Genomic DNA, 25,563 nt, shown 5'->3' with positions numbered 1-25,563 from the left:
TGGCGTCACTAATAGAACAGCCGCCTGTCTAGGCTGCGATATTGAATTGCTTCCAGCAAGTGGGGGGTAGCGATGGACTCTACGCCAGCAATGTCCGCAATCGTCCGGGAGACCTTGAGGATACGGTCGTAGGCGCGGGCGGAGAGCTTTAACTCTTCCATTGCCTGCTGGAGCAAGTCACCCTGTTCGCGGTTGATCGTGCAATACTGACGGATTTGTCGATGAGTCATGCGGGCATTGCAAGCCGTTAGGCGCGCGCTGTTCTTATCGCCACCAAAACGCTGGCTTTGCAAACCGCGGGCCTCCATCACACGGCCACGAATTGTTTCCGAGCTCTCACCTTTTTGCGCAGATCGCAGTTCATCAAAGGTCAACGCGGGTGCTTCAATATGCAGGTCAATGCGATCGAGCAATGGTCCGGAAATCCGGCTTCGGTAGCGCTGAATCGTCGTCGGATTGCAGCGACATTCGTGACGGTTGTCGCCTAAATATCCACATGGGCAGGGGTTGCCGGAATTTATTTGTCTTATCAACGTATTACAAGATTGAGGGACAAAAAAGGGACACCGTGAAAACACCAAATCCAAAAATCACAACCGGGAAGTATGCAAATGGGACCAATTACTGGCTGATCTCTTGCATGCTGCCTAATGGTCGCTACCGAAAAAAACATTCAAGTGAACGAGCTGCGAATCAAGATCGAATCCGGATAATTAGAGAATTTGCCACCGGAATGAGCCAACAGGAGTATTCGGATGCGGAGCGTGCACTCTACGAATTACGGAATTCGGAAAACGGCGATGCACGTAATTGCTCTTTACTGAAAGCTATCCAATGGTTCTGCGAGCACTATACCGACGAAGCCAAGGTTAAGCCGATTGGGGAATACTTCGAAGCATTTCTAGCAATCAAGTATGCTCAGGGACGGCGACCAGACACCATTCAAGAAATTGAGAAAATACTGGGTAAGTTCGCCAAGGATTTTGCCCATGCCAACGTGACGCTTATGCGCTATCCACAATTAAAATCCTGGGTTGAGGGTAATTCGAATGGCCCTCGTTCCTATGAACGAGTGCATCATATGGTGAAACACTTCTTTGGCTATTTAAGCGGTCTGAGTAAGAATACGCCCAACCCGTCGCCAATTCTCCGCAAAAGTCCTTTTGAAGGACATGACATTTTCTTCCAAGATGACGAGGCCGATGAGTGCACCAATATTACCATATTCACCGCAGCGGAGTGCAAATGCCTCCTAAGAGAGGCCCAGCGACACAACGCCCAGCGTATGTTTTTGTGGCTGCTCTTTACGGGGATGCGTCCCAAAGAGAGCATTCGCTTCTGGAGCAACCCGCAATGGGGCTGGAAACTCATTTCCGAGGACCTCAGCTACATCAGCGTGCCGAAAGCAGTCAGTAAAACGCGACAAAACCGGGTAATCGAAGTAAATCCGACCTTGAAACAGTGGCTGGAATGCTACCGCGATCATCCCTCGTTCATGACCCCCAATTGGCGGTATAAATACACCTGGGTACGGCAGAATGTTTTACCGAAGGGTAAGTTAGACGCAGACGTTGCCCGACACACCTTAATCTCTATGATGATCAAGGATGGTAAGGGATGGGCGGAAATCGAAATGCAGATGGGCAATAAAAAGGACGTGCAAATGCGTCATTATGCTTCGCTGATTACCGCTAGGGGTGAGGTCGGAGCATTTTACGGTCTAACACCAGACAAATTTGAACATGAGATCCTTGAAACTGAAAAGCGCAGACAGATCGTTGCAAAATTGAAGAAGCAAATGCTAGTCAACCGGATCAAAAACCAGCCCTCTAGAGGCCAAGCTGCCTAACAATTTGGGGCAGGTTCCAACGAACTATATTCCGGCCCCGTTTTCCCTGTTGAGACACATTCAAATAGATTGGCGGAGATATTTCACCACGATCCGCCATCTTCAGGAGCGTTTGTGGTTTCCGAATACCAAGAAAAGCACACAGGGTGTGACTATCCACCAATTCTATTCGGCGACCGTCTTCTGTATACATCGGTAGGCTCCCTTTAGATCCGCTCATTCTACTTCAAAATACGGGAAGTCGTTCTGATTTTTCCGAAAGCCCCTAAAAAACCGTTTTCCGGCGGGCTTTAGATGCCCTATGGGCCTCCGAAAAGCTAATTCATGCCGCTGAACATGGTCCTCTGCCTTGTTCGCTAAGAATCAACCGGACACCCATTTTTTGAAGGAATTGACTAAGGGACGCTGCCCCTGACGCGATGCAAGGGTGTCCCCGACTTTCCGCGCTCCCGTTTCACTCCCACTTGTGCAAGCCGGGTGATCCCCCTCCCTTGCATCTTGTCTCCCCGTTCTCGCCGAAGGGCAAGGTTCGCAGCGGCGAACCCTCCTCAACTGAGGGGGATGCGACCCAAGAACCCAACAACCAAGCGAGAGGCCATGAAACAGACACCATATGAGAAAATTACCGAGCGTATCCTAAAACTATTAGAAGAGGGCGTTTGTCCTTGGAAAAGGCCATGGAGTCACGGCAACAGCTTACCGCAAAACTTTGTGGGAGGTAATGTCTACCGGGGAATCAATCTTTTCCTGCTTAACGCCATGGCCTTTGAAAGTCCTTACTTTCTGACCTTCAAGCAGGCCAAAGACTTAGGCGGCGCTGTTCGCAAAGGTGAGAAAGGACTTCCCGTGGTTTACTGGGGGCAGAAGCTGGTGGAAGAGGCCACGGATTCTGAGGAAGATGGCAAAAAGATTCGTTTCCTGAAATGCTACACCGTTTTCAATGCGCGGCAGATTGAAGATGTCGAATTCCCCACGCTCGAAGAGCGGGAGGCGATCACCTTTTCACCCATTGAAGCTGCTGAAACGATCCTGGCGGGCTGGTTGGATGCTCCGAAAATTGACCATGGATTTAAGAAGGCAGCCTGGAATCCAGGCAATGACACGATCATCATGCCTTCCCGCAATCAGTTTGAAAGTCCGGATGAATACTATTCCACCTTGTTTCACGAGCTCGGCCATGCCACCGGACACCCCAAAAGACTCGATCGGAATATGACCGGGGGGGGCTTTGGCTCCGAAGCCTACGGACGTGAAGAATTAGTTGCGGAAATGACCTCCGCCTTCTTGTGCGCCGAATGTGGAATCGATAACAGCGTGATTGAGAACCAAGCCGCCTACCTCGATGGGTGGATTCGGACCATCAAAAAAGACGCCCGCCTAGTCGTGATTGCCGCTGCACAGGCCAGCCGGGCCGCCGGCATGATCCTAGGGCGTTCAGATCAGGAGGCCTGATCTCGCGAGGCCCGACCGCCTGAGCCGGTCGGGCCATCCCATTCGTCGCAACGCGTCAGGTCCAAACATCCCATGGTATGTCCCCATTGAAATGATCTTCTGCCTGCGCTATGAATGGATTAAGACCAATCAATCAGACCGTAGAAAGGGTTACGTTATGCCGACCAAAAAGAAAACCGCCGCCAAAGCAGTGGAAAATTCCCCCATGGAAGCGGAAGAGGGCCGGAGGCCCGACTTTGTCATCTATCAGAGTGAAGTCTTGGGCCCCGATAAAAAGAGATTGATCCAACTGGGCGTCGCCTGGAAGCATTTCAATGGCAACGGGATTAACATTAAGCTCGATGCGTTGCCGATTCGCGCATTTGACGGACAACTCGTTGCCTTCCCGGCCAAAGAGCGCACGTAATACAGCTTACGCAGGGCGAGCGATCCCCGATTTAAAGTATGCCGACAAAGTCGGCGACTAGGCGATACGTCTGGGCGCGAGCTTGTCCAGTGCTACATGGAATGTAGTTTGTGAGGCATCATGTCGGTGTTCGATCTACCACTGCGCCGAAGTGTTGCTTAATGCCTCGCGTCTGAATCGCTCAATCCACTCCGCCAACGTGGTAGCATCCAGAATACCCAATAGGGCTAATTCTGAGGCCGTCGCGTAACCGCGCTCATGCAGCAGAACCGGCATTCTCTTTGCAGACTGGCTACCCGAATCTTACTTGGGTTTGATAATGCTGTAGACTTTTGCGCCATCAATCTCCACGTAAATTCGCTTCTCCCCACTCTTTTTCACGGCCTCCAGGGCGGCCGCGATGCGGGGGTTTGTTGTCCAGAGTCTGATTTCGGCGAGAAATTCCTCCAATGTGGGCATTAGCCCCATTTCTTCAGACAAAAGCGACCTCCTTTCAGAATAGTATTGTCGCACAGTTGAAACAAAACTACCAGTTTTGTTTCAAGTATGATTGCCATAATCATTAGATAAAATCAATGAATTTCTGGAATTTCTTTGGAATTTAATCCCATGTTCGGCGGATAAAATCACGTTCCTCAGCCCCCACTGCATCCAGATAGATCATGGTTGTCATCGGGCTTGCATGGCCCATCCACACTTGAATTTTGCTGATAACAGCGTTTTCAGTGGCACATTTGATGGCAAATCCATGCCGCAATCCTCTGGGAGTTGCCTGGGGACCATTGATGCCAGCTCCGGCCATGGCTTTCTTAATGATACGCCATGCGGTAGTCCGCGAATATGGAAAAGGGCACTTTCCAAGTGAGCGGACTTCTTTGACGTGTTCGTTGGGAACAGGCACGGATCGTTGATGCTCGTGGCCGTGTCGTTTCAGGGTTTTAAAGGTGATAACCTTTCCCTCAACATCAGCTGAGAATTCGCCAAGAGCCAGCGCCTCTGAGAGCCGACAACCTGTATAGTAAAGGGTTTGGCAGAATAGACGATTCCGCGTTGAGAGCGTTTTGGTGTGGTTGAAGAATATTCTGCGTTCATCTGGTGTCAGGTATTTTCGACGCCCCTGACGGTCGCGCAATTGAATGGGTAGGTGCATAGGCGCATCTCCTGCCTGAAACAGAACTGGTAGTTCTGTTTCATTTCCTTAAATCGCTAACTTACAATCACATACAATCATATGCAATTCTCACGCATGCGACGGGCAGGCCAATTGTCGGCCATTGCCCTAACAGCCACACTTACATCAACAGCCTTTGGCATCATTCAAATCGACAATTACTTAGTGGGAGGAGCTGCCTCCGAAGCTGATTTGTTGAATGGCGGCCCTTATGCTTGGTATATCATTACACCTGATTCCACAGACGGAGATCGCCAAAAAACCGTCTCCGAGCCTATTGCCCTTGGAGGAAAGCGAGATTTGACTGCCAGTTCCTATAGCACCAGTGCGGGCAAGGCTTACTTGACTGAAATCACCTCCGAAGCATCGGTTCGAGGCTATGGCACCAATCCGGGACTTTATCTGTCCTATACGGTTGATCCGGCCCCGATCGTAGAAAGCGACTTCGAAGGGCTGGCAGGCATTCAGTATGGCAACACCAGTAGCTTTCAGAATCTGGATTTGGATTTGAGCGGAATCGCGGTGAATGAAGGAGCCTTTGTGCTCGATGTTAGCCATCTGGCTTTTTCCGGCGAAGCGGAGCGTTCAATGGGAATTCAATTGCGCCTTAGAAGTAACTCAGAAAGCGGATCAAAGAACGCAAATGTCTGGAACTTTTCCAACGACTACTCGGCGACCTCTATCGTGTGGACATTCGATGACATTTTGGCGGTGAATCCTGATTTCGTTTTGGGGGACGTTGACCAGATTCAGCTCTGGTTGAAGACCAAAGACGCGGATACGACATTTTCGTCTGTCGAATTGGTGGCGACATCATTTCACGTCGTGCCGGAGCCGTCCACCTATGCACTGCTTTTGGGTGGGGCTGTCCTATTTCTCACACTCCAACGAAAGCTCAACGCGAAGCACTCATGAAAATCCAACACATCATTGGCGAACAAGGCCGACAAACGGGCTTTTGCATGAATGGCGGTTGTCCCGCCTTTCTGTTCACGGACGACAACCGCGTGCTGATTCAAGGCGTGCGGTTGACAGAGGATGAGAAGGCTAGCCTCACAGCTTCGGCCCACGAGGACTTCGTGGCCATTCCGAGAGAGGTTTTCGACAAGCTGACGGGCCACCTCTAGTCGCACATCATCGTCTGCACCCGTTTACAAGTCCTCCCAATGGCGCTATATCTGCCATGGGAGGATTTTTATGACATTGGATGTTTCGCTGGAGGGAATCGCAGCGCTTGCCGGTTTCTTTGTTCTGGTGTGGGAATTGCGCCGTGGCGTGCGCCAAATGCGCTTTCAAGCGGTTCTTGAAATCTACAAAACCAACCGTGAGCTGATCCAGCTCGCGCTGGATGACCCAGACTTGATGGCGGTTCTGGAAGGCCGTGAAGAGGTGGATTCGACCAAAGAGCGCCGCTATCTCCAAATGTGGCTCAATCAAATGACGATGGTCTATCTCGGATGGCGTAACCGTTTTCTGCCACGCTCGAGCTGGGAGGGGTTAAGACGGGATATTCAAGAGTCCAGCCAGTCGCCCAATGTACGTAAGCTCTGGAACCAGCTCTCACCGTATTACGATGAGGAGTTTCAGAAGTTTATGACCGAGATGATTGATAAATCGGACTAACTCTCTGTAGCCAGGTTCGTTCCACCGCACAACAGGACACTATGTGCAATTTGCTGTCGCATGCGCTATTCCCCCTCCGTGCAAGTGTTCCGTCGATCGGCGCATACTCCACATAGTGTCCTGTTGTGAGCCCGCAGGGTCGGTCGGCGTTGCCGCTTCGCTTGCCGCTGTGGTCCGTCGCTGCGCTCCCGCATCTTTTCAGGAACGCCAAGAATTGGGTTTGCCCCAACCACCCGGGTCTCGGCCTTGGGCATGGCTCAGTGTGGTGGCGTTTATTCTCGTTTAGCTCGCATCGACTTCGGGCTGTCGCCCTGCGCGGCGCGTTGCGCCTTGCCACGGCCCCCCGTTCGCTACGCTCACTCCTTGGGGCCTACAGTTTCGTTTTTCCTGCTCCTGCGGGTTTGCGAACTTCGGGCGCTGGACGCCGAATTAGTCTTGGACCTCGAGGCAGGTGGCGACATAGGTGCCTGCCGGGGCGAGGGCTCCGAGGTCGAAGCCGTTTGATTCAGGTTGTTGGATGATTGCCATGGTGTGTTATTGGGTTGGGTTCTCTCACGGAGGCACAAAGGTACGGAGAGTTGGTGATTGGGTGTTTTGAGTTGGTGGTTCTTGGATTTGGGCAAGGCTCCGCCCTTCTGGGGCGTTTTCCCTTGCCCATAAGTTAAAGTTAAAGGCGTAAGTTAAACCGCGATGCGGCGTTGGCCGGGATTGTGGGCGGCCGTGGAGGTCGTTTCAGGCACTACTTTTCCCTGGGCGAGGTAGTCGTCGACTGCGTGTTGGGGGACGCGGATGACGCGCTTGTTTAATCGGTAAACTGGCTTGATGCGCTCGCTGCGGATGTAGTTCAGCGCGGTGCGCGTGCAGAGTCCAAGCTGGGCGGATACTTCTTTGGGAGTGAGGGCTCGGGCGGAATCGGATGACATGGTTGGTAGGATGTTAATTAATGTGGTTGGTAAGTATTCCGCGGCAGGATTCGCCGCATTCGATGACGTGAACAAACAAGTGGCTTCGCATCGTCGCAAGAACTTACTTTAATTATTACGCAACTTTCCCCTTGAATACCGAACTTTATTTAACTTTATTGGACAACATCAAGCATATGAATCCAAAGAATCCGAAAAAACTAGGGATTATCCTTTCCAGCCATCAAAAAATACGGAATCCTACTCAGCGATGCCCGTCCCACTAGGAGATATTATTCGCAAGCTGCTGACCAAACGGCAGATGAAGGCATTTGAATTGGGAGAGCAAATTGGCGTCAGCGCGACGTCGGTGAGCAAGATCGTCAATGGCGTGACGCGACCGCGGCAGGCAACGTTTTCGCGTATGTGTAAGGTGCTGTGTGAAACGAAGGCGGAAGAACGCGAGTTGGTCACGGCTTTTGCTGGTGCGGAGGTGCTGCAAGAGGACGATTCACCGCAAAGCCCTGATGATATCAAAGCTCTCTTAGAAGCCGATGAGCGCTATCTGGAAGTGAAAGCGCAATCAATCGGCTTTCGACGGGCGATTGCCCGGGAGCTGGATAAAGCAGGTATCGCCTACCAAGAGGAATACTGCGAAGGGATTTATGTGACGGATTTTCTAGTGGAACATCAAGGCCGGCGGATTGCACTGGAGTGTAAATTTAATACGCAGCGAAATTTTGATAAGACCCTGCGGATTGCGGGGGTTTTGCGCAAACAGTTGAACTGTGACCACGCGTTAGTGGTTGTTCCCTATGTGGATGATGCAGTCAGTGAATGCGAAGTCCAAAAAGTCGAGATAGCTACACCGAATGAACTTCACATACTCCTGACATGACACTCGAAGAGATCACTAAAGGCTCTGTATTAAAGGGCATTGCTCCCTCTGGAGAATCCGCAACGATACTGGCGGTCGATACGGTTGGCGATGATGCGATCACTGTTTACTACAAAGTAGATGGTGGACCTCCAGCCGAGCGGATGGTTTTTCGAACTGACGAGTCGACGATTGAAAGGGTGGAACAAGGCTTACCTTGGAATTTCGATGGCAATGCCGAGACGTTTAAACTGGCGGCAGAGGCCTATCGTATCCATCTGGCACATCTCTTTGATCCGCTGATGGCAGTTCATACTTCGGCCGTGGATCCCCTACCTCACCAAATAACGGCTGTCTACGAGACGATGCTTCCTCGCCAACCACTTCGTTTCCTATTGGCGGATGACCCAGGCGCGGGGAAAACGATCATGGCAGGTTTGCTCATCAAGGAACTCATTGTTCGTGGCGACCTAAAGCGCTGCTTGATTGTAGCGCCTGGCGTGTTAGTTGATCAATGGCAGGACGAACTCGATTTAAAATTTGGGCTTCAGTTTGATATATTTAGTCGCGAAATGGTAGAGACTACCCGATCGGGTAATCCATTTGAGGAAAAGGATCTGCTCATCGCGCGTATCGACCAGCTGGCACGCAATGAGGAACTACAATCAAAGCTCGAAAACACGGACTGGGACTTAATCGTTGTCGATGAGGCTCACAAAATGTCGGCCAACTATTTTGGCAACAAGCTGAATAAGACCAAGCGGTATCAATTGGGCGAAAAGCTTGGGCAGCTTACCCGGCACTTTCTACTGATGACTGCGACGCCTCACAACGGCAAAGAAGAGGATTTCCAAGCCTTCATGGCCTTGATCGATTCCGACCGCTTTTACGGACGCTTTCGAGACGGCGTTCACCAGGTGGACCCGATGGACTTGATGCGACGAATGGTCAAAGAGGAGCTGCTAAAGTTTGACGGCACACCGCTTTTTCCTGAACGCCGCGCGCATTCCTGCCCTTTCAAGCTGTCTGAACTAGAGGGAGAACTCTACCGCAAAGTGACCAATTATGTGGTCAATGAAATGAACCGGGCAGCCAAGCTGAGCAATAACCGCCGTGGCACCGTTGGCTTTGCCTTGACCATCTTGCAACGACGCTTGGCGTCCTCGCCTGAGGCGATCTACCAATCGCTCAAGCGCCGCCTGCACCGTCTCGACCGAATGCTGGAAGAAGCCAAACTCAATCGCCGAGGACTGTCAGAGCTAGGAAATTTTGATAACCTCTCCGATGACGATATCGATGATTTCTACGATGATCATTCCGATGAGGAAGTGGAGCGCCTGGAAGACGAAATTGCTGATCGAGCCACAGCAGCCCAAACCATTCAAGAACTCGAAGCGGAGATTATTAGCCTGCGTGACTTGGTGGCACAAGCCAAGGAGGTGCGTGCGTCGAATGAAGATCATAAATGGGTAGAACTGCGGGAGTTGCTGCTGGACAATCCAGAGATGTATGAGGCTGATGGCAAAACACGGCGCAAGATCATCATTTTCACCGAGCACCGTGACACACTCAACTATCTCTTCGACCGGATTACGGCGCTCCTGGGGGATCCGGAGGTGGTGGTTACGATTCATGGTGGAGTGAGGCGTGAAGAGCGCCGCAAGGTGCAGGAGCAGTTTACGCAAAACAAAGCCGTAAGCGTGTTGCTCGCTACGGATGCCGCAGGTGAAGGCGTAAACTTGCAGCGGGCCAACCTGATGATTAACTACGATTTGCCCTGGAATCCGAATCGCTTGGAGCAACGTTTCGGCCGCATTCACCGCATTGGTCAAACGGAGGTCTGTCACCTATGGAATTTGGTCGCCCATGAAACCCGAGAAGGTGATGTGTATGCACAACTCCTAGTGAAGCTGGAAGCGGAGTCGGATCGCCTGGAAGGCAAGGTATTCGACATCCTTGGGCAGGTGATTGACAACAAATCCCTGCGTGAATTGCTCATGGAGGCCATCCAGTATGGTGATCGCCCTGAAGTCCGCGCAAGACTGCATCAGCAGATCGATAGCGCCTTTGACCCAGAACGCATTCGACTATTGGCCGAGCAGAACGCTTTGGCGTCAGAACACATGACGGCAGGTCGCGTGTTTGAAATCAAAGAGCAGATGGAGCGAGCAGAAGCGCTACGACTACAGCCATACTTTATTTATTCCTTCTTTGAGGCAGCCTTTGCAAAACTGGGCGGCCAGCTGAAAAAGCGTGAAACCGGCCGCTATGAGATCACCCATGTGCCAGCTGCAGTGCGTCAGCGAGATCGGGTGATCGGAGCCGGCATGCCGGTATTGAAAAAATACGAGCGACTCTGTTTTGAAAAAGAGCGCATCCGTATCGCCGGTAAACCAATGGCTTCCCTCCTTTGTCCCGGGCACCCCCTGATGGATGCAGTGATCGATTTGATATTGGAGCGCAGTCGCTCACTGCTCAAGCAAGGTTCCATCCTGATTGACTGTAATCAAAGCAGCGAAACGCCTCGCTTGTTGTGCATTTTAGATCATTCGATACGTGATGGCGGCCTGGACCGTTTCGGGCAGCAGCGAACCATTTCACGCCAACTGCAGTTTCTTTCATTTGATGAGGCAGGCAATGTGCACCAAGAAGGGCCAGCGCCTTATCTGGACTTTGATATCCCCGAAGCGCATGAATTGGCGCAGATCGAATCCTTCTTGGAAGGCTCCAACTTTGGCCAAGAAATTGAGAAGAAGGCCATTGCCTATTCTGCGAAGCAACAAGCACCCGGGCACTTCGATGAGGCGCGTAAGCGGCGCGAAAACTACGTCGACGCCACCTTGAATGCAGTGCATGAGAGACTTACGAAGGAGATCAACTACTGGAGCCACCGTTATGCAAAACTAAAGGCTGAAGAGGAAGCCGGCAAGCAGCCGCGCATGCAGCCAGAGAATGCGCGTCGCCGTGCGGAAGAACTGACGGAGCGTCTGGAGCATCGCACCAAAGAGCTGCGGCAGCAGCGTGCGGTATTTTCAACCACCCCCGTCGTGGTTGGTGGCGCCCTGGTAATCTCTCAAGGTTGGCTGGACCGCCGGCAGGGAAAGCGTGTGGGCACATTTTCGGCCGACGCAGAGGCGCGCAAGCGGATTGAAATGATCGGCATGGATGCGGTTATGGAAATGGAGCGTAAGCTGGGCTATGAGCCACACGACGTTTCTGCTGAGAATCTTGGCTGGGATGTGCAATCACGCGCCGTCAACGGGGAGGTCCGTTTTATCGAAGTCAAGGCACGCATGAAAGGCGCGGACGTCATCACGGTGACTAAAAACGAAATCCTCGCCTCCCTGAATCAACCAGCGCGTTACTATCTGGCGATTGTGCTGGTGGATGGCGATCAAATCGATGGGCCTCACTACGTGCAGAGCCCGTTTGACCGCGAGCTGGGCTTTGGCGTCACAAGTCAGAATATTGACATTTCTAAATTTCTCGAAATTGCCCAGCCACCCGTTGCTTTTGAACCGAAACGGACGACTTAGCTTCGCCGAACTTGTTGCCCATGGAAATCAACACCTTAACCCATTATCAAACCAGCTTTCGCGTAAAATCGAAAGATGAACGAGACGTCTATACCGCCGTTCAAAATGTCATCTTTGGTTGGCTTTGTGAAAAGCTTAAGAACCAGGAAGGCGGCTATGATTTAGCGCAGCGCGATGATCGGAAAGCGTTTTTTACCCGTTGCACATGGGAAGATTTCCAATTCACATCCATTGCCACCAATTTTTACAAGTGCGAGGAATATACAGCTTGGGCTTTACGCCTCACGGAGCGGAAATATGATCAGGGCAGCTTTTGGTATACGGATATTGCAATCAAGGTGATCGGGGATATGGCCGTATTTTATTGTCGGGTGGCCTACGCATGGAATTTGCATGACTTGCGAGCACATGATTCGGCGCCGTCAACGAATGTCCCGCGTTTTGTGCGCTACTTGACCGGTGGAAATTTCAAAGTTTACAGTGGCACCGAGCGTTATGATCTGTTCAATCTGCCAGTTCCCTTTTCCAAAGTAGAACATGGTAAATATCTGGCGGGATTAATTATGTCTCCGGCCCGAAAATATCCTGTCCTGATATTCAACGGGCAGAATGCCTTGGAGGATGAGGCCAAGTTCTTTGCGAAGCGACTGGCGGGGAAATGCCAAGTCATCCTGATCAAGGACGATGAGGCGCTCGCGGAAGAAATACGAAAATATTTGCCGAAGGAGATGCGGGTGCCCTATGGAGGATTTAGAGTATTCTTTGCGTTGGATCCTGAAAACCCACGCCCTGAGCGGCATCGCTATTACTACCTCGACGAAGCGACGTACCATCAGGACCGCGAGGCAATAATAAACAATTTGCTTCGGAATCATCCGTTGGAGGAGGAGGGTTGCGTGCGTAATATCTCGGATGTTAGTCGTATGCTTACGCTCTACAAATTGCTTCGTTTTCGGGATGAGCATTCGGAGCTGTCCAAGGAAGTGGATGAGATTACCAAATTAATCACTGACATCGAGAAGGAGCGCGACGAGGCGAATGAGGAAGCCAGCTACATGGCGAGTGAACATTCAATTATTCAAGAGGAAAAGCGCGCGTTAGAGAGCAAGCTCGGTGCGTTAAGCATAAAGGGCAACAGTGACGCATTAGTCAAAGAAAGAGCTGAATGGGCTGCTGGCTTATCCGCATTTCCAGAAACGTTGCTGCAAGTAAGCAAGACATTCCAGAGCCTGCACTCGGACAGACTAATTTTTCTGGACTGGGCACTTAAATCTGCGGAGGAATACGTTGAATTCTCCGACATTGAGCATGCCTGGAAGATGTTTTATCATCTGGCGACGACCATGCACGCCATCAAATTTCAGGAAGGCGGCAAGGGGGATTTTGAAAGAATCTTTCGTGAACGCACGGGGATTGAGTTGGCCACGAGCGAAGGGACGATGACGAATAAGAACAAGGATCTGGTAAAATTACGCAAGGTGAACTACGGGGAACGCGAATATGACATCTCCTTTCACCTCAAGCATCAAAATGCCAAGCCACGGTTATTACGTATTCATTTTGCATTCGTTGACACCGAACAAAAAATTCTAGTCGGCTATGTTGGTCCCCATATGCCCAACCATACGACACTGACCAAGAAATTTTAACGGAGAGGTACTGGTTTGATGAGTGGTCATAAAGTTCAGTTTTCCCTTACCGACGATGGTGAAATCGAAAGTGTTGAGATTTCTTCACAGTATTACGAACAGCTCAGGGCTGCCGCCGGTGAATCTACGACTGTGTCGTTGCAACCAAAGGCGTTTGAACGGCTTACGAGTGCTGCTGGCGTCCCCGTGCTGTTACATCAGCTTGAAGCGGAGTTTAAGAAGAAGCTCAAGGTTGAAGAGGAAGAGGCATTGCGTCAATTGACGAAGAAGCCCATTGGGCCAGCGACCATTGATCACATCCTGGGCAGCAGCCTAAAAGAAAAGCGACAATACATTGATCCGGGCGAGCAATGGATGCGGCGCAAAAAACGCAGAAAAACCGATTGCACAGGGAATCAGTTCGAGGTTCGCTTTGAGGGTCCTGTTGCTGGTAATGATTCTGATTTGCCAAGCACTGGAAGTCATGCCGACCAAGTCCGTAAAAAGGAGGGCAAAATCATTCGGTACAACAACAGACGGCGACATTCATGAAACCCACGAAGAAACTTATTGAAACGGTCATCCCCTTGGCGGAGATCAACGATGCCTCGGCGTATGACAAGATGCCGGGGATCGGCGCGCACCCGAAGGGGATACATCATTGGTGGGCGCGGCTACCGCTGCCATGTGCTCGCGCCGTGCTGTTTGCGTCGGTGGTGGATGATCCCTGCTCGATCGAGGGATTTGAGGAGTTGCCTAAGCCAGAGAAGGACAAGCGACTGGCGGAGCGGGAGTATCTGCACAATCTCATCATCCGACTCCTCGACAAGAAGCCGCATGAGCGGCCGGAAGTGTTTGAAGAAGCGCGTCGGGTGATCGAGCAAGCCTGCGATGGCAAGATGCCAGAAGTGCTCGATCCCTTTACAGGAGGGGGATCGATCCCCTTGGAGGCACAGCGGCTTGGTTTTCAGGCGCATGGGCGCGACTTGAACCCGGTGCCCGCGCTCATTACGAAGGCGACGATTGACTACCCCGTGCGATTCGCGGATCACCCCCCAGTCAACCCTGACAGCCCCAAGAAAATGAAGTGGACGCGCGCCCGGGGACTGGCGGAAGACGTGCGCTACTATGGGAACAGGATGTTGGAAGAAGCGCGCAAGCGCATCGGCCATCTGTATCCTAAGTTAACACTGCCGGCGGAGTATGGCGGTGGCGAAGCCGATGTGATCGCCTGGATATGGGCACGCACGGTGAAGAGCCCGAACCCAGCCTTTTCCAAAGTGGATGTGCCGTTGATTTCCAATTATGTGCTCTCATCGAAGAAGGGAAAAGAAGCCTACTTAGAGCCCATCATCGAAGGTGACAGCTATCGCTTTGAGGTGAAGCAAGGGAAGGCTCCGCAGGGATACAGTGATGGCACCAAGCTGGGGCGTGGCGCTAATTTTCATTGCCTGCTTTCAAAGGCCCCCATGAGTCCCAGCTACATTAAGCAGGAAGGTTCTGCAGGTCGGATGGGCCAAAGACTGATCGCGATTGTGGCTGATGGCGGTCGCCAACGAGTATATCTTCCAGCATGTCCAGAACACGAGCGCGTTGCAGCGAGTGCCAATCCGGAATGGTATCCATCACAGAAAATAAATTATGACCCAAGAAATATTTGGGTGCCTCCATATGGCTTAAATTGCTATGGTGATTTATTTACTGCTCGGCAGTTAAATGCACTAACTACGCTTTCTGACCTGATTGCTATTACACGCTCAAATGTGGAATATGACGGCGGGGCGAGAGATTACGCCAATGCAATAGCAACTTTCTTAGCTTGCTCAGTTGATCGGGTGAGTGATTTTAATAATTCACTCACTGGATGGGGTGCGAGTAATGAAAAGGTAATGCATCTTTTCGGGCGGCAAGCTATTCCCATGGCTTGGGATTTTGCAGAAGCAAACACATTGAATGAAGTCGTTGGTGGTTGGAAGCCATCATACGAATATACGGCAAAATGCATACAGACCTGTCCGATTACTCCATCCACTCCCGGCCAAGTCAAACAGCAAGACGCGGCCGACACGAAGTGGCCGCCGCAATCTATCATAATTTCGACTGACCCGCCTTACTACGATAATATCAGTTACGCCGATCTAAGTGATTTTTTCTATGTGTGGCTGCGGCGTAGCTTGCGGGACGTGCATCCCGAGTTGTTGAGCACACTCCTGACTCCCAAAACGGAAGAGCTGATCGCCAGCCCTTATCGACATGGCGACAAGGACAAGGCGAAAGAGCATTTTGAATCGGGTTTCCGTGACGCCTTTACGGGAATGAAGCACGCTTTGGACCCGCGTTTTCCGCTCACGGTTTACTACGCGATGAAGCAGACCGAGAGCGATAGTGACGTAAAGGGCGGTCCTTCTGGTCGACAATCCGGCTGGGAAACCTTGCTTGAATCCTTGATCCAGTCGGGCTTTCAAATCACGGCAACGTGGCCGGTGCGCGCCTCGCAGAAATGGCGGATGGTGGGCATGGGGACGAACGCTCTGGCCTCTTACGTGGTGCTGGCCTGCCGCCTACGCCCGGAGAGCGCGCTGACGGGCACGCGCATCGAGTTCCTGCGGGAGCTGGACCGCGAACTTCCCCCGGCTTTGCGGCAACTGCAGGAAGAGGGCATTCCGGCGGTGGACTTGGCTCAGGCGATCCTGGGACCGGCCATGGCGATCTATAGCCGCTATCAGAAAATTATCGAAGCCGATGGCGAGCGTATGCCGGTTTCATCCGCGCTGGACTTGATCAACCAACGCCTCGGTGAAATGCTAAGCGGGATCGAAGCTGAGCTGGACCGCGCGAGCCAGTGGGCGGTGGCCTGGTTTGAGAGTTTTGGTCACGCCGCAGCCGAAGCAGGCGAGGCAGATGGCCTCTGCCGTTCCAAGGGTGTCTCCCTGGAAGGTCTGCGAGATACAGGCATCATCCACGCCGGTGGCGGCAAGGTGCGCCTGCTGCGGCGGGATGAGATGAGTGAGGAGTGGCTGCTTGCTCCCGGTGGTAAGTTGACTGACTGGGGCGTGTGCCAGCAAATGATTGCCACCCAGGAGAAGCAGGGTAATGAGGGGCTCGCCAAACTGATCAAGCAGGCAGGATCCCACGCAGAGAGTGGCCGCGCTTTGGCGTATCGCCTCTACGACGTATGCGAACGTAAGGGCTGGGCCAAGGACGCCACCCCCTACAACGTGCTCGTCACTGCCTGGGGCGATGCTCAACGCCTTACGGATAAGATGGAGGACTTTAAGCTCGAAGGCTAATCATGGCGGACGAAGCGACATTTTCGCAGGGCGACTATCCGATCCAAAGCCCTGATCAGGACGGCTTGGGGCGCGATCGCTTTGCCAAGGGATTCGCCGCGCGGCTTAGTCGCTGGCGGGGAGACCATAGCCTGACGATTGGGCTCTGTGGAGACTGGGGCACAGGTAAGACTTCGCTCAAAAATCTCATTGTCCACCATCTGGAAGCAAACAATACGGACATTCCCGTAGTCGAGTTCAACCCCTGGATGGTTACGGGGATCGAAGCCATTACCCAAACCTTCTTTGGCCAGATCGCGTCGCAGTTTCCGAAAGGTGATGATGCCAAGGATACGGCGCGGCGCGAGCTTTGGACGAGGTATTCGCGGTATCTGGGCTTTGGGGCGAAGATCGCCGAGGCTTCCGAGGTGATCGGGGTGGTGGTGCCAGGGATGGCCGCCGCTGGCAAATTCAGTAAAGGTGCACTCAAGCGGGCCCAAGAGATGGCAGACCATGCCGCTGACTCGCTGGCGCAACCTGATAAGTCACTCGTAGATTTGCGGGAGGAGATTTCCCAGTCCTTGAAGGATTTGAAGGCACCCATCCTGATCGTGGTGGATGACATTGATCGGCTTACTTCGGAGGAAATCTGCCTGATCTTCCGCCTGGTCAAAGCAAACGCCGATTTTCCGAACCTAATGTTTCTGATGCTGTTTCAGCGGGATACGGCGGAAAGCGCGCTGGATAGGCTTTCCAATGGCAAGGGGCGTTTGTTCTTGGAGAAGATCGTACACAGTTTGTTTGATCTGCCACAACCGGATTTTCGACAGGTGCACCAGGCCTTGTTTAAGCGATTTGATGAATTTCTAGCGCAAGCTGCGAACCACCGATTCGACGATGAGCGCTGGTCTAATCTTTGGTTTCGCGGCTTCCGTGGTTACTTCAAAACCTTTCGACATGTTTACCGATTTGTCTCCACCTTTGAAATAACGTTTTTCTCACTCATCGAGGATTCTACTTTGGATGTGAACCAGATCGATTTGTTCGCACTTGAATGCTTGCGCGTCTTCGAACCGGAAATCTACCAGTTCTTGGCGGACAAGCGCGCGCTAGCCACTGGTGAGCATGACATTGATACGGGAAAAGAAGAGCAGAAGACCTTCGTTGAGGAACTGCTAAAGTTGCGACGAGCATCGGATGAAACTCAGCTCTACGCAATTCTTGGAGAGCTTTTTCCGCTGCTTGCTCAAAGCTGGGGAGGGCAGGGATATAGCGGTGGTTTTATGATGCAATGGCGACGGGAGTTGAGGGTCTGCGTCCCTGAGCATTTTGATCGCTATTTTCGCTATGCACTTAGCGCGCAGGAAGTCAGCGAAGCCGAGATACGCCAAATTCTGGATCGAACGAAAGACCGGGATCAGTTTGTCGCCGAATTCAGCAAGCTTATTGAACACGGGAGAGCATTGTCAGCACTACAGCGTCTCGAAGCTGAATCGGAGCTTTTAACGAGTCCACACAAGGTGGAATACTTGCTTGGGCTTTCGGATCTTTGCGACCGTTTTGACGTTGGGCGGAGTATTTTTTCTGAAAATGAGGCTGACTATATTGATCAGATTGTTCGGCGCTCCACGGACGATGCGAATGTAAATGAGCGCTTCAATCTGATTGAAAAACTTGTTACCGAGACGCGGAGCCTGACGTTTGGTGCTCACTGGCTTCAATGGTTCGACCGGAATAAACTCGATGATAATCATCCGGATGTGGAAAATGTCCCGCAGCGATTCGATGATATGGAGAAGCTGTGGAAGACCCGAATCGACGACTGCGCAGCCAATGAGCCTGAACGACTCTACAATGTTGCATCTTTGGGCTACGTTCTGCGGTATTGGCTCAATATTGGCGACCAGGAGAAAGTGCGTGAGTTTGTCCGATCAATAAGTGATCCAGGGCCAATTTTGCGCCTCTTGGCGTCGTTGGTATCGCAGCGCTCCTCCCAGGCCATGTCCTCGGTCTACGTCAAGAACCGATCCTACTTGTCGTGGCAGGAATTGGAAAAATATGCATCGCAGGCCTATTGGGTAGGATGCCAAAGTATTCTGAATGAAGTAGATGCAGAAGGGAAAGGGGATCCCAAAATCTCCCAATTTTTAAAAGAATCGTTGGAACGATGGCACCGCGGTGATGCTGACGCAAGCCAACCCAATGATGACTGATTTCGGATTTTGAGCAGCAAGGAAAAACATTGAAAAAGAAGCGCAATATGTCAACTCCTAGGTTGACAAACACCTACAAGCTAGTCGATATTCCGGGTCTAGAAGAACATGAACAAGCCTGTTGGCAAATTCAGTGCCTGGGAAAGCGAGACGAACATGGAAACATACTATCACCAGTCCTCAATCAGCTCCAAGAGTGGCAACAAACCATTCCCAAAGAGTATGAAAAGCTGTTGCGCGCCATTCGCTATGCCGGCGCGAACCATGTGCACCGCAATCAAGACCTGATCCGGGCTGACGAGGATAAGCGCAATGTCTATGAGTTTAAAAACACCTCCTGCAAATGTCGCTTATTCTTTTTTTACCATCACGCAGAAAATAAAGTAATCATCTGCACCAATACCTATTGGAAGGGCAAGGGTGCCCACACGAAAGATCAAGATAGCGCCTTTGCTACCTGCGCCAAGGTTAGAGATATCTATCTCAAGTCGGAGACAAAACCATGAAAACGAAGCAAGAGTTGAACCTCGATATCGATGAGTTTTTCGCCAGCGCTCGCCCGCTGAGTGACAAAGAATTGGATGACATGGCACGCGAAACCCGCGCGATCATGGACAAACCGTCCTTTAAGTCCGGTGTCCTCAAGGACCAATTTATCCACTACATCCTGGAAACGATGGACGATGAGGGTATTACTAAAAGTGAATTGGCCAAGCGCTGCGGCAAGACTCGCCAATATTTAAGCAAATTGCTCAAGGAGGATAAGCGCGTGAACTATACCGTGGACACCATGGTAGAGGTCATGCACCACCTCGGACGCAAAGTGGATATTAACTACCCGCGCAACGAGGAGGTAACCATGGTCATTCACTGCCTGAAAGTCGAACCAGTCCGCGGTGCTTGGGTGAAATCTGAACGTGCCGTGGAGCCCAAGAAACAAAAATTCCGCGCCTCTAATTCCACACCCAGCCTAAAATCTTTCCGCAATGAGCCTGCTGCAGCTTGATGATTATTTCCTGACCCGTCTGAATGTTGAGTTTCACCTTCCCGATGATGAAGTCGACATCGATAAGCATTCACTAGGGCTTGATTATGATGTGCTCAAACATGAGACGGACGCCCAGCTCAGGCTGGTTAAGCTACGGGTTAAATATAAGCAGCTCACCGCAGACGGATCCTCGGTTGGCTACGACGTTGATTGCAAAATCAATGGGCAGTTCCGGATTCCGGATGACTTATCAGATGATGCAAATAAGCGCGAAAGCATCGTTCATGTGAATGGCATTTCTATACTCTACAGCACTCTGCGCGGCGTACTTGGGGGGCTTAGTGGATCATTTATCGATGGACGTATTTGCTTGCCGACTATAGCGCCGCATGAGGTCGCTAAAACGGTGCAGGATCGTAAACGCAAAGATGAGGAAGCAGCCAAGAAAGCTTCTCCTAATAAGAAATCTGCCAAGAAAAAGGCTGCGAAGAAAGCAGTTAAAAAAGCGATCAAAAAAACCTGACCAACATTCCACATGGCCCTCTCTAATCGTGATCGACTCGGCAAAGCAATTGACCTGTTTACGGACAGCTGGCGTACCTGGGTGGTGCAACAACTGGACGAGAAGTATGATGGATCTGGAGCGGAAAAAGCCCAAGAATACCTAACGCAAGGCTCAAAATCGGGGCAGCATGTGCCGAAGAGCCCCAAGGAATGGGATGCGGCAGCTATCGTTTCGATTGTCCTCTCGCTCTGGCAATATTGCTTTCGCTACAAACTGGAAAAGGGTGAGCGAAGTATGCTCCATGAGTTACAAAGCATTCGCAATGAGTGGGCGCATCAGAAACCCTTCAGTACCACAGATACGCTGCGGCATCTTGATACCGTCATTCGGCTTCTCAATGCGATCAATGACGCTGAGTCGGTCCGCGAAGTGGAGAAGATGCACGGGGAGGTCATGCGCAACCGTTTCTCCGAAATGCAGCGTACCGCCAGTGACCGCGCAAAGCGTCAGGCAACAGCTGGAACGCCGCGAGAAGGACTGCGCCCTTGGCGCGAGATCATACACCCGCATCCCGATGTGCGCACCGGCAATTTCGCCCAGGCAGAATTTGCGGCTGATTTGGCGATGGTTCATCGTGGCGATGCCCCCGATGAATATGGCAAACCTCAGGACTTTTTTCGGCGCACCTACCTGACGGAAGGATTGCGCGGCTTATTGCTAAACGGGATCAAGCGACTTTCGGGCAAAGGAGGGCATCCAGTTATTGAGTTACAAACCAATTTTGGCGGCGGTAAAACGCACTCCATGCTGGCGCTCTATCACTTAGTCAGTGGTGTATCGGGCAGCGATTTACCAGGTGTTGATGTGTTGATGCGAGAGGTGAATGTAGAAGAACTACCGAAAGCCGCGCGATCGGTTCTAGTCGGTACCGCATTAAACCCTGGTAAGACGGAGCAAACGCCGGAAGGCATTGAGCTGCGCACGTTGTGGGGTCGCATGGCTTACCAGTTGGGTGGCAAAGAAGCCTATTCCTTTGTGGCGGAAAATGACGCGCACGGCAGTTCCCCTGGTTCCGATGATCTGGTCAAGCTGTTCAAGCACGTTGGTCCTTGCCTGATCTTGATTGATGAGTGGGTGGCCTATCTGCGGGACATGTATAACATGGATCGCCTGCCCGGTGGCACGTTTGATGGCAACTTGAAGTTCACCCAAGCGTTGACGGAAGCGGTGAAGGCCTGCCCTGAAGCGCTGCTAGTTGCTTCGTTACCGCAGTCGAAAGTCGAGGTAGGAGGACAAGGAGGACAAGAAGCCCTAGCCAGTCTCGAAGACACCTTTGGCCGCTTGGAATTTAACTGGCGGCCTGCCACGGCGGACGAAAGTTATGAAATCGTTCGTCGTCGACTCTTTGAACCGATTGAAGATCCTCAGGACTTTGCCGATCGCGATGCAGTCGTGGGAGCGTATGCTGCCATGTATCGGAACAATCCGAGCGAGTTCCCGAGTGAATGCAAAGAAGGGAACTACGCTGCTCGTATCCAAGCAGCTTATCCCATCCATCCAGAACTCTTTGACCGTCTATATGAGGATTGGTCCAGTCTAGAAGAATTCCAGCGGACCCGTGGCGTGCTGCGGTTGATGGCGTGCGTGATTCATACGCTCTGGAATCGCGATGATCGTTCGCTGATTATCATGCCGGGGCTGTTGCCCATCGATGAGCCTACGGTAGAAAGCGAAATGACGCGCTACCTATCGCCGAATTGGCCAGTAATCATTGAAAAAGATGTCGATGGCCCGAATGCCCTGCCTACCAGGATGGACAAGGAATCCAAGCGCTATGGCCAAATATGGGCAACTCGTCGGGTAGCTCGAACAGTTTATCTGGGCTCTGCGCCCGTTGCGGGATCGTCTAATCGTGGATTGGAAATACGCAAGATTCGCTTAGGAAGTATTCAGCCCGGCGAAAATATAGCGGTGTTTGGTGATGCCTTGCGCGAGCTCGGGGATTCTGCCTCATACCTCTATGCAGACGGTGCACGTTACTGGTATTCGTCTCAACCGAACGTAACGACGACTGCCAAAGACCGATCAGCTGCATTTCAGGAAAATCAGGATGATCTGTTAGCTGAAATATGCGAACGGCTACGAGATCGTGCTGCTGATCGAGGCGGTTTCCGCAAGATCCATGTCCCCATAGAAGATAGCTCGGACATCCCTGATGAGACCGATACAGTCTTGGTCATCCTGCACCCATCCAAATCGCATACTGCCGGCAAGTCCGACAGCGTGGCAAATACGATGGCACTTGAGTGTTTTGAAAAGCGTGGCAATAGCCCACGGATTAACCGCAATGCGATTGTCTTTTTGGCTGCTGACCGTACCAAAGGCAAAGACCTACTCGAGTCTGTGGCATCCTATTTGGCTTGGAAATCCATTTTCGATGAGCGCGAAAACCTCGGACTTGATCCTCACAACCGCAATTTAGCGGAGAAGAAGATGGCGGATTTTGATCGGACGGTCAATGCGCGCATCAATGAGACCTATCAATGGCTATTGGTTCCTTACCAAACCGATCCGACCAAGACCCAGTGGCAGGAACTACGCCTAGGCGGCGCTGAGGCGATTGTCGAAAAGGTATTTAAACGGCTCAAACGCGATGGGCTTATCGCGGATCAACTGGCGGGTAGTGTGCTGAAGCATCATATGGATAAGATGCTATGGAAAGATGCTGATCATATCGAAGTCCAGAAGCTCACGAATTATTTCTCTGAGTATGTTTACCTTCCACGGGTGGTTTCACAGAAAACCGTTTTGACGGCCATCAGTGATGGCATTGCGAGCCTAACCTGGCGGTCAGATACATTCGCCTACGCTGAAGGTTATGATGAAGAGAAAAAGCGATATGTTGGACTTCATGCGGCCAAGAGTGGCTTGGATATTCCGGGCAATGGCCCAGGTCTGGTCGTTAAACCAGAGGCAGCGATAAAACAACTGACAGAAGAGACGCAGCCCACGGAATCGGGCACACCAGCGCAGACAGGCGAACCAACAACTACGAATACTGGAAATACTACGACGGCGGCCGGGACTCTAGGTTCGGCTACCTTCAAACGGTTCCATGCGTCGGTGAAACTCAATCCGACTTCTGCTGCTTTGGAGTTTAGCAACATAGCCGAGGAAGTGTTGCAGCACTTCACGAGCAAGCTTGGCGCGGAGGTGTTCATAACAGTGGAGATTGAGGCGCACTCTGAGACCGGTTTTGATGACGCTACCCGGCGAACGGTAGCCGAAAATAGTAATACCCTTGGATTCGATCACGGGGAGTTTGAACAAGAATAAAAATACGCCATGGCTACTGAACACGAAATTAAGAGTGAGAAAATCCTCGTTAAGGATATTTTTTCAACAAAGTGGTTCCGAATACCTGAGTATCAGCGCCCGTATATTTGGTCGAAAGACGAGGTGAACGATTTGTTGGACGACCTGAGCTTTGCTTGTGTCAACAAACCGAACCAAGAATACTTCCTTGGTTCATTCGTTTATCAGAACAAAAAAGCTGGTAGCGAGCATGGTCAGGAATATGAAGAAAATGACCTGCTTGATGGCCAGCAGCGAATGACGACATTACTGATGCTGTTTGCATGCATCCGCGATCTATCTGATAACGAAGATATAGAGAGGAGTTGCCGAGAATCGATCTTCCAAAAAGGAAACAAAATAAGAAGAATCCCCGAACGAACTCGCATTGTTTATGCGATTCGCGAAGAGGTGCAGGATTTTGTTGAAACCTATGTGATCCCTGATGGTGGCACATCCAAGACAGAGGAAATCGAGGAGTTAACATGGTCAAAGAAAGATCCTTCTGTTCCCAATATGGCTGGCGCGATCTTGGAGATGCGCAAGGTGTTGACCAGTCCGGAGCAGGTTGTCGATCTCGAAGATTTTATTACGTTTTTATACAATCAGGTTCTGCTGATTTATGTTTCCACGGAGGACTTGGATGACGCCTTTCGCTTGTTTACCATCCTGAATGACCGAGGCGTCCCACTGCGCAATAGTGATATCCTTAAGTCGCAGAACCTTGGCGCGCTAGAAAAGAAAAGCGATAAAGCCCGATACGCTAAGCTTTGGGAAGAAGCTGAAGGTGAACTGGGAGACGATTTCGACCGTTTCCTTAACCACATTCGCACGATACTAGTGAAAGACAAAGCGCGTTTGAATCTCTTGGATGAGTTTGAGCAGAAAATCTACAATCCACGCGAGAAAGATAAGAGCACGGGGATCGTGAAGCCAGCGTTGCTAGTCAAAGGTAAGCAGACATTTGAACTGGTAGAAAATTATTTAGATATCTACAGCACACTCAATAGTGGTAAGAATTTCGACCATTTCAATGGACGCTTTGCTTTTGATAACTTGGTCAGTGTGATGATGACGGGCCTGCCTTCAACGGACTGGATACCACCATTAATGCGCTACTTTGAGCGCTACCGCTATGAGAGGCTTTATGAGTTCCTTATCAATCTCGACAACAAATTTTCAGCAGATTGGATTGGGCAGCTGTCTCCGACAAAAAGAATCGAGAACATGAACAAGCTGATCGGGCTGATCGAAAAAAGTGCCTGCGCTGATGAAGTTATTGCCTGTAACTTGTTCGAATTTGACGCTTACTGGTTTTTGAAATCCGTTGAGACTGCGGTCTACGGTCGAAGATTTACCCGGTATCTTTTGCTTAAACTTGATTACCTTTTTAGTGATGACTCCCACCCAATGACCATAAACCAGCTTTCGGTTGAGCATATCCTTCCTCAAAATCCTGAAGAAGGGAGCCAATGGAGGGCTGACTTTACTGACGACCAACGGAAAGAGTGGACCGACAAGCTTGGCAATCTTGTCCTTATTTCAATGCGTAAAAACACTTCCCAAGGCAGAAAAGATTACTCGGAAAAGAGAAAGGGTTACTTCCAAAAGCGAATCAGCTCATGCCCAAATTCTCTGCGCGTGCTGAATGCAAACGTGAGGTGGACGCCGGTTGAGCTTCAAGCAAACCATCAATTTGTAATTGAGAAAGTCCGCCAACACTACAAGATCCAAGAGTAAATATTTTCGATTCAAACGCTGCGAGTTTCATTCGATCAGATGTCCAGAAT

The 25,563-nt window shown here is 51.2% G+C and carries 21 protein-coding genes; 17 read left to right on the top strand and 4 right to left on the bottom strand.

The window, feature by feature from the left end; genetic code table 11:
* Window positions 1-8: 8 nt before the first annotated feature.
* Window positions 9-533: a magnesium chelatase subunit ChlI family protein gene (locus IE065_RS16405; RefSeq protein WP_229792146.1), complete on the bottom strand. Its 525-nt coding sequence runs from the start codon at window positions 531-533 to the stop codon at window positions 9-11.
* A 200-nt stretch (window positions 534-733) separates the two neighbouring features.
* On the opposite strand from IE065_RS16405, the gene IE065_RS16400 reads away from it, so the two are divergent.
* The 3 genes from IE065_RS16400 (at window position 734) to IE065_RS16390 (ending at window position 3,707) form a co-directional block, all read left to right on the top strand.
* The gene (locus IE065_RS16400; protein ID WP_189517085.1) at window positions 734-1,849 is read left to right on the top strand and encodes a site-specific integrase; all 1,116 of its coding nucleotides are present in this window, start codon (window positions 734-736) and stop codon (window positions 1,847-1,849) included.
* 597 nt (window positions 1,850-2,446) lie between these two features.
* Window positions 2,447-3,301, top strand: a complete 855-nt coding sequence (locus IE065_RS16395; protein WP_189517083.1) for an ArdC family protein — start codon at window positions 2,447-2,449, stop codon at window positions 3,299-3,301.
* A 157-nt stretch (window positions 3,302-3,458) separates the two neighbouring features.
* Window positions 3,459-3,707 carry a hypothetical protein gene (locus IE065_RS16390; protein ID WP_200163237.1) on the top strand — a complete coding sequence of 83 codons (249 nt, stop codon included), beginning with the start codon at window positions 3,459-3,461 and terminating at the stop codon, window positions 3,705-3,707.
* Between the two features lie 303 nt (window positions 3,708-4,010).
* Here IE065_RS16390 and IE065_RS16385 read toward each other — a convergent pair whose 3' ends face one another.
* Together IE065_RS16385 and IE065_RS16380 are read right to left on the bottom strand one after the other, a co-directional pair.
* The gene (locus IE065_RS16385) at window positions 4,011-4,166 is read right to left on the bottom strand and encodes a hypothetical protein (protein ID WP_189517081.1); all 156 of its coding nucleotides are present in this window, start codon (window positions 4,164-4,166) and stop codon (window positions 4,011-4,013) included.
* Between the two features lie 142 nt (window positions 4,167-4,308).
* Window positions 4,309-4,857 carry a tyrosine-type recombinase/integrase gene (locus IE065_RS16380; RefSeq protein WP_189517079.1) on the bottom strand — a complete coding sequence of 183 codons (549 nt, stop codon included), beginning with the start codon at window positions 4,855-4,857 and terminating at the stop codon, window positions 4,309-4,311.
* A gap of 81 nt (window positions 4,858-4,938) precedes the next feature.
* Between IE065_RS16380 and IE065_RS16375 the strand changes: the two genes are divergently transcribed.
* From IE065_RS16375 to IE065_RS16365, 3 genes are all read left to right on the top strand, one after another.
* A complete protein-coding gene (locus IE065_RS16375) occupies window positions 4,939-5,793 on the top strand; it encodes a PEP-CTERM sorting domain-containing protein (protein WP_189517077.1) in 855 nt (284 codons plus the stop codon).
* Window positions 5,790-6,005 (top strand): hypothetical protein, encoded by a 216-nt coding sequence (locus IE065_RS16370; RefSeq protein WP_189517075.1) that lies wholly within the window; start codon window positions 5,790-5,792, stop codon window positions 6,003-6,005. The genes IE065_RS16375 and IE065_RS16370 overlap by 4 nt, the downstream gene beginning before the upstream one ends.
* A 70-nt stretch (window positions 6,006-6,075) precedes the next feature.
* A complete protein-coding gene (locus IE065_RS16365) occupies window positions 6,076-6,501 on the top strand; it encodes a DUF6082 family protein (RefSeq protein WP_189517074.1) in 426 nt (141 codons plus the stop codon).
* Window positions 6,502-7,181: 680 nt separating this feature from the next.
* Here IE065_RS16365 and IE065_RS16360 read toward each other — a convergent pair.
* On the bottom strand, window positions 7,182-7,424 hold the full coding sequence (locus IE065_RS16360) for a helix-turn-helix domain-containing protein (RefSeq protein WP_189517072.1): 243 nt from the start codon (window positions 7,422-7,424) through the stop codon (window positions 7,182-7,184).
* A 250-nt stretch (window positions 7,425-7,674) separates the two neighbouring features.
* On the opposite strand from IE065_RS16360, the gene IE065_RS16355 reads away from it, so the two are divergent.
* The 11 genes from IE065_RS16355 to IE065_RS16305 are packed head-to-tail and all read left to right on the top strand — an operon-like array spanning window position 7,675 to window position 25,513.
* Window positions 7,675-8,301, top strand: coding sequence for a helix-turn-helix domain-containing protein (locus IE065_RS16355; RefSeq protein WP_189517070.1), 627 nt, complete (start codon window positions 7,675-7,677; stop codon window positions 8,299-8,301).
* Entirely contained in the window at window positions 8,298-11,816 is a 3,519-nt protein-coding gene (locus IE065_RS16350) for a helicase-related protein (protein WP_189517068.1), read from the top strand. Before IE065_RS16355 ends, IE065_RS16350 begins: the two co-directional genes overlap by 4 nt.
* Window positions 11,817-11,836: 20 nt before the next feature.
* A complete protein-coding gene (locus IE065_RS16345; protein WP_189517066.1) occupies window positions 11,837-13,465 on the top strand; it encodes a hypothetical protein in 1,629 nt (542 codons plus the stop codon).
* A gap of 18 nt (window positions 13,466-13,483) precedes the next feature.
* Window positions 13,484-13,996: a hypothetical protein gene (locus IE065_RS16340; protein ID WP_189517064.1), complete on the top strand. Its 513-nt coding sequence runs from the start codon at window positions 13,484-13,486 to the stop codon at window positions 13,994-13,996.
* A complete protein-coding gene (locus IE065_RS16335; RefSeq protein WP_189517062.1) occupies window positions 13,993-16,734 on the top strand; it encodes a DUF1156 domain-containing protein in 2,742 nt (913 codons plus the stop codon). Before IE065_RS16340 ends, IE065_RS16335 begins: the two co-directional genes overlap by 4 nt.
* Window positions 16,735-16,736: 2 nt before the next feature.
* Window positions 16,737-18,926, top strand: a complete 2,190-nt coding sequence (locus tag IE065_RS16330; protein WP_189517060.1) for a KAP family P-loop NTPase fold protein — start codon at window positions 16,737-16,739, stop codon at window positions 18,924-18,926.
* 29 nt (window positions 18,927-18,955) lie between these two features.
* A complete protein-coding gene (locus IE065_RS16325) occupies window positions 18,956-19,432 on the top strand; it encodes a hypothetical protein (RefSeq protein ID WP_189517058.1) in 477 nt (158 codons plus the stop codon).
* Window positions 19,429-19,932, top strand: a complete 504-nt coding sequence (locus tag IE065_RS16320) for an XRE family transcriptional regulator (protein WP_189517056.1) — start codon at window positions 19,429-19,431, stop codon at window positions 19,930-19,932. The genes IE065_RS16325 and IE065_RS16320 overlap by 4 nt, the downstream gene beginning before the upstream one ends.
* Window positions 19,913-20,437 (top strand): hypothetical protein, encoded by a 525-nt coding sequence (locus IE065_RS18145; RefSeq protein ID WP_200163234.1) that lies wholly within the window; start codon window positions 19,913-19,915, stop codon window positions 20,435-20,437. Before IE065_RS16320 ends, IE065_RS18145 begins: the two co-directional genes overlap by 20 nt.
* 12 nt (window positions 20,438-20,449) lie before the next feature.
* Complete coding sequence (locus IE065_RS16310; protein WP_189517054.1) at window positions 20,450-23,755, top strand: DUF499 domain-containing protein; 3,306 nt, start codon at window positions 20,450-20,452, stop codon at window positions 23,753-23,755.
* A gap of 9 nt (window positions 23,756-23,764) precedes the next feature.
* Window positions 23,765-25,513, top strand: coding sequence for a DUF262 domain-containing protein (locus IE065_RS16305; protein ID WP_189517052.1), 1,749 nt, complete (start codon window positions 23,765-23,767; stop codon window positions 25,511-25,513).
* Window positions 25,514-25,563 lie beyond the last annotated feature (50 nt).

It is taken from the genome of Cerasicoccus arenae (assembly GCF_014651635.1).
In the GTDB taxonomy this organism is placed as follows: Bacteria; Verrucomicrobiota; Verrucomicrobiia; order Opitutales; family Cerasicoccaceae; genus Cerasicoccus; species Cerasicoccus arenae.
This window is presented reverse-complemented; position numbering and strand designations above follow the sequence as displayed.

Excerpts from the sequence above, each read along its gene's own strand:
- IE065_RS16400 (WP_189517085.1), top strand. The coding sequence starts at position 734 with ATGAGCCAACAGGAGTATTCGGATGCGGAGCGTGCACTCTACGAATTA.
- IE065_RS16395 (WP_189517083.1), top strand. The coding sequence starts at position 2,447 with ATGAAACAGACACCATATGAGAAAATTACCGAGCGTATCCTAAAACTA.
- IE065_RS16390 (WP_200163237.1), top strand. The coding sequence starts at position 3,459 with ATGCCGACCAAAAAGAAAACCGCCGCCAAAGCAGTGGAAAATTCCCCC.
- IE065_RS16385 (WP_189517081.1), bottom strand. The coding sequence starts at position 4,166 with ATGCCCACATTGGAGGAATTTCTCGCCGAAATCAGACTCTGGACAACA.
- IE065_RS16380 (WP_189517079.1), bottom strand. The coding sequence starts at position 4,857 with ATGCACCTACCCATTCAATTGCGCGACCGTCAGGGGCGTCGAAAATAC.
- IE065_RS16375 (WP_189517077.1), top strand. The coding sequence starts at position 4,939 with ATGCAATTCTCACGCATGCGACGGGCAGGCCAATTGTCGGCCATTGCC.
- IE065_RS16370 (WP_189517075.1), top strand. The coding sequence starts at position 5,790 with ATGAAAATCCAACACATCATTGGCGAACAAGGCCGACAAACGGGCTTT.
- IE065_RS16365 (WP_189517074.1), top strand. The coding sequence starts at position 6,076 with ATGACATTGGATGTTTCGCTGGAGGGAATCGCAGCGCTTGCCGGTTTC.
- IE065_RS16360 (WP_189517072.1), bottom strand. The coding sequence starts at position 7,424 with ATGTCATCCGATTCCGCCCGAGCCCTCACTCCCAAAGAAGTATCCGCC.
- IE065_RS16355 (WP_189517070.1), top strand. The coding sequence starts at position 7,675 with ATGCCCGTCCCACTAGGAGATATTATTCGCAAGCTGCTGACCAAACGG.
- IE065_RS16350 (WP_189517068.1), top strand. The coding sequence starts at position 8,298 with ATGACACTCGAAGAGATCACTAAAGGCTCTGTATTAAAGGGCATTGCT.
- IE065_RS16345 (WP_189517066.1), top strand. The coding sequence starts at position 11,837 with ATGGAAATCAACACCTTAACCCATTATCAAACCAGCTTTCGCGTAAAA.
- IE065_RS16340 (WP_189517064.1), top strand. The coding sequence starts at position 13,484 with ATGAGTGGTCATAAAGTTCAGTTTTCCCTTACCGACGATGGTGAAATC.
- IE065_RS16335 (WP_189517062.1), top strand. The coding sequence starts at position 13,993 with ATGAAACCCACGAAGAAACTTATTGAAACGGTCATCCCCTTGGCGGAG.
- IE065_RS16330 (WP_189517060.1), top strand. The coding sequence starts at position 16,737 with ATGGCGGACGAAGCGACATTTTCGCAGGGCGACTATCCGATCCAAAGC.
- IE065_RS16320 (WP_189517056.1), top strand. The coding sequence starts at position 19,429 with ATGAAAACGAAGCAAGAGTTGAACCTCGATATCGATGAGTTTTTCGCC.
- IE065_RS18145 (WP_200163234.1), top strand. The coding sequence starts at position 19,913 with ATGAGCCTGCTGCAGCTTGATGATTATTTCCTGACCCGTCTGAATGTT.
- IE065_RS16310 (WP_189517054.1), top strand. The coding sequence starts at position 20,450 with ATGGCCCTCTCTAATCGTGATCGACTCGGCAAAGCAATTGACCTGTTT.
- IE065_RS16305 (WP_189517052.1), top strand. The coding sequence starts at position 23,765 with ATGGCTACTGAACACGAAATTAAGAGTGAGAAAATCCTCGTTAAGGAT.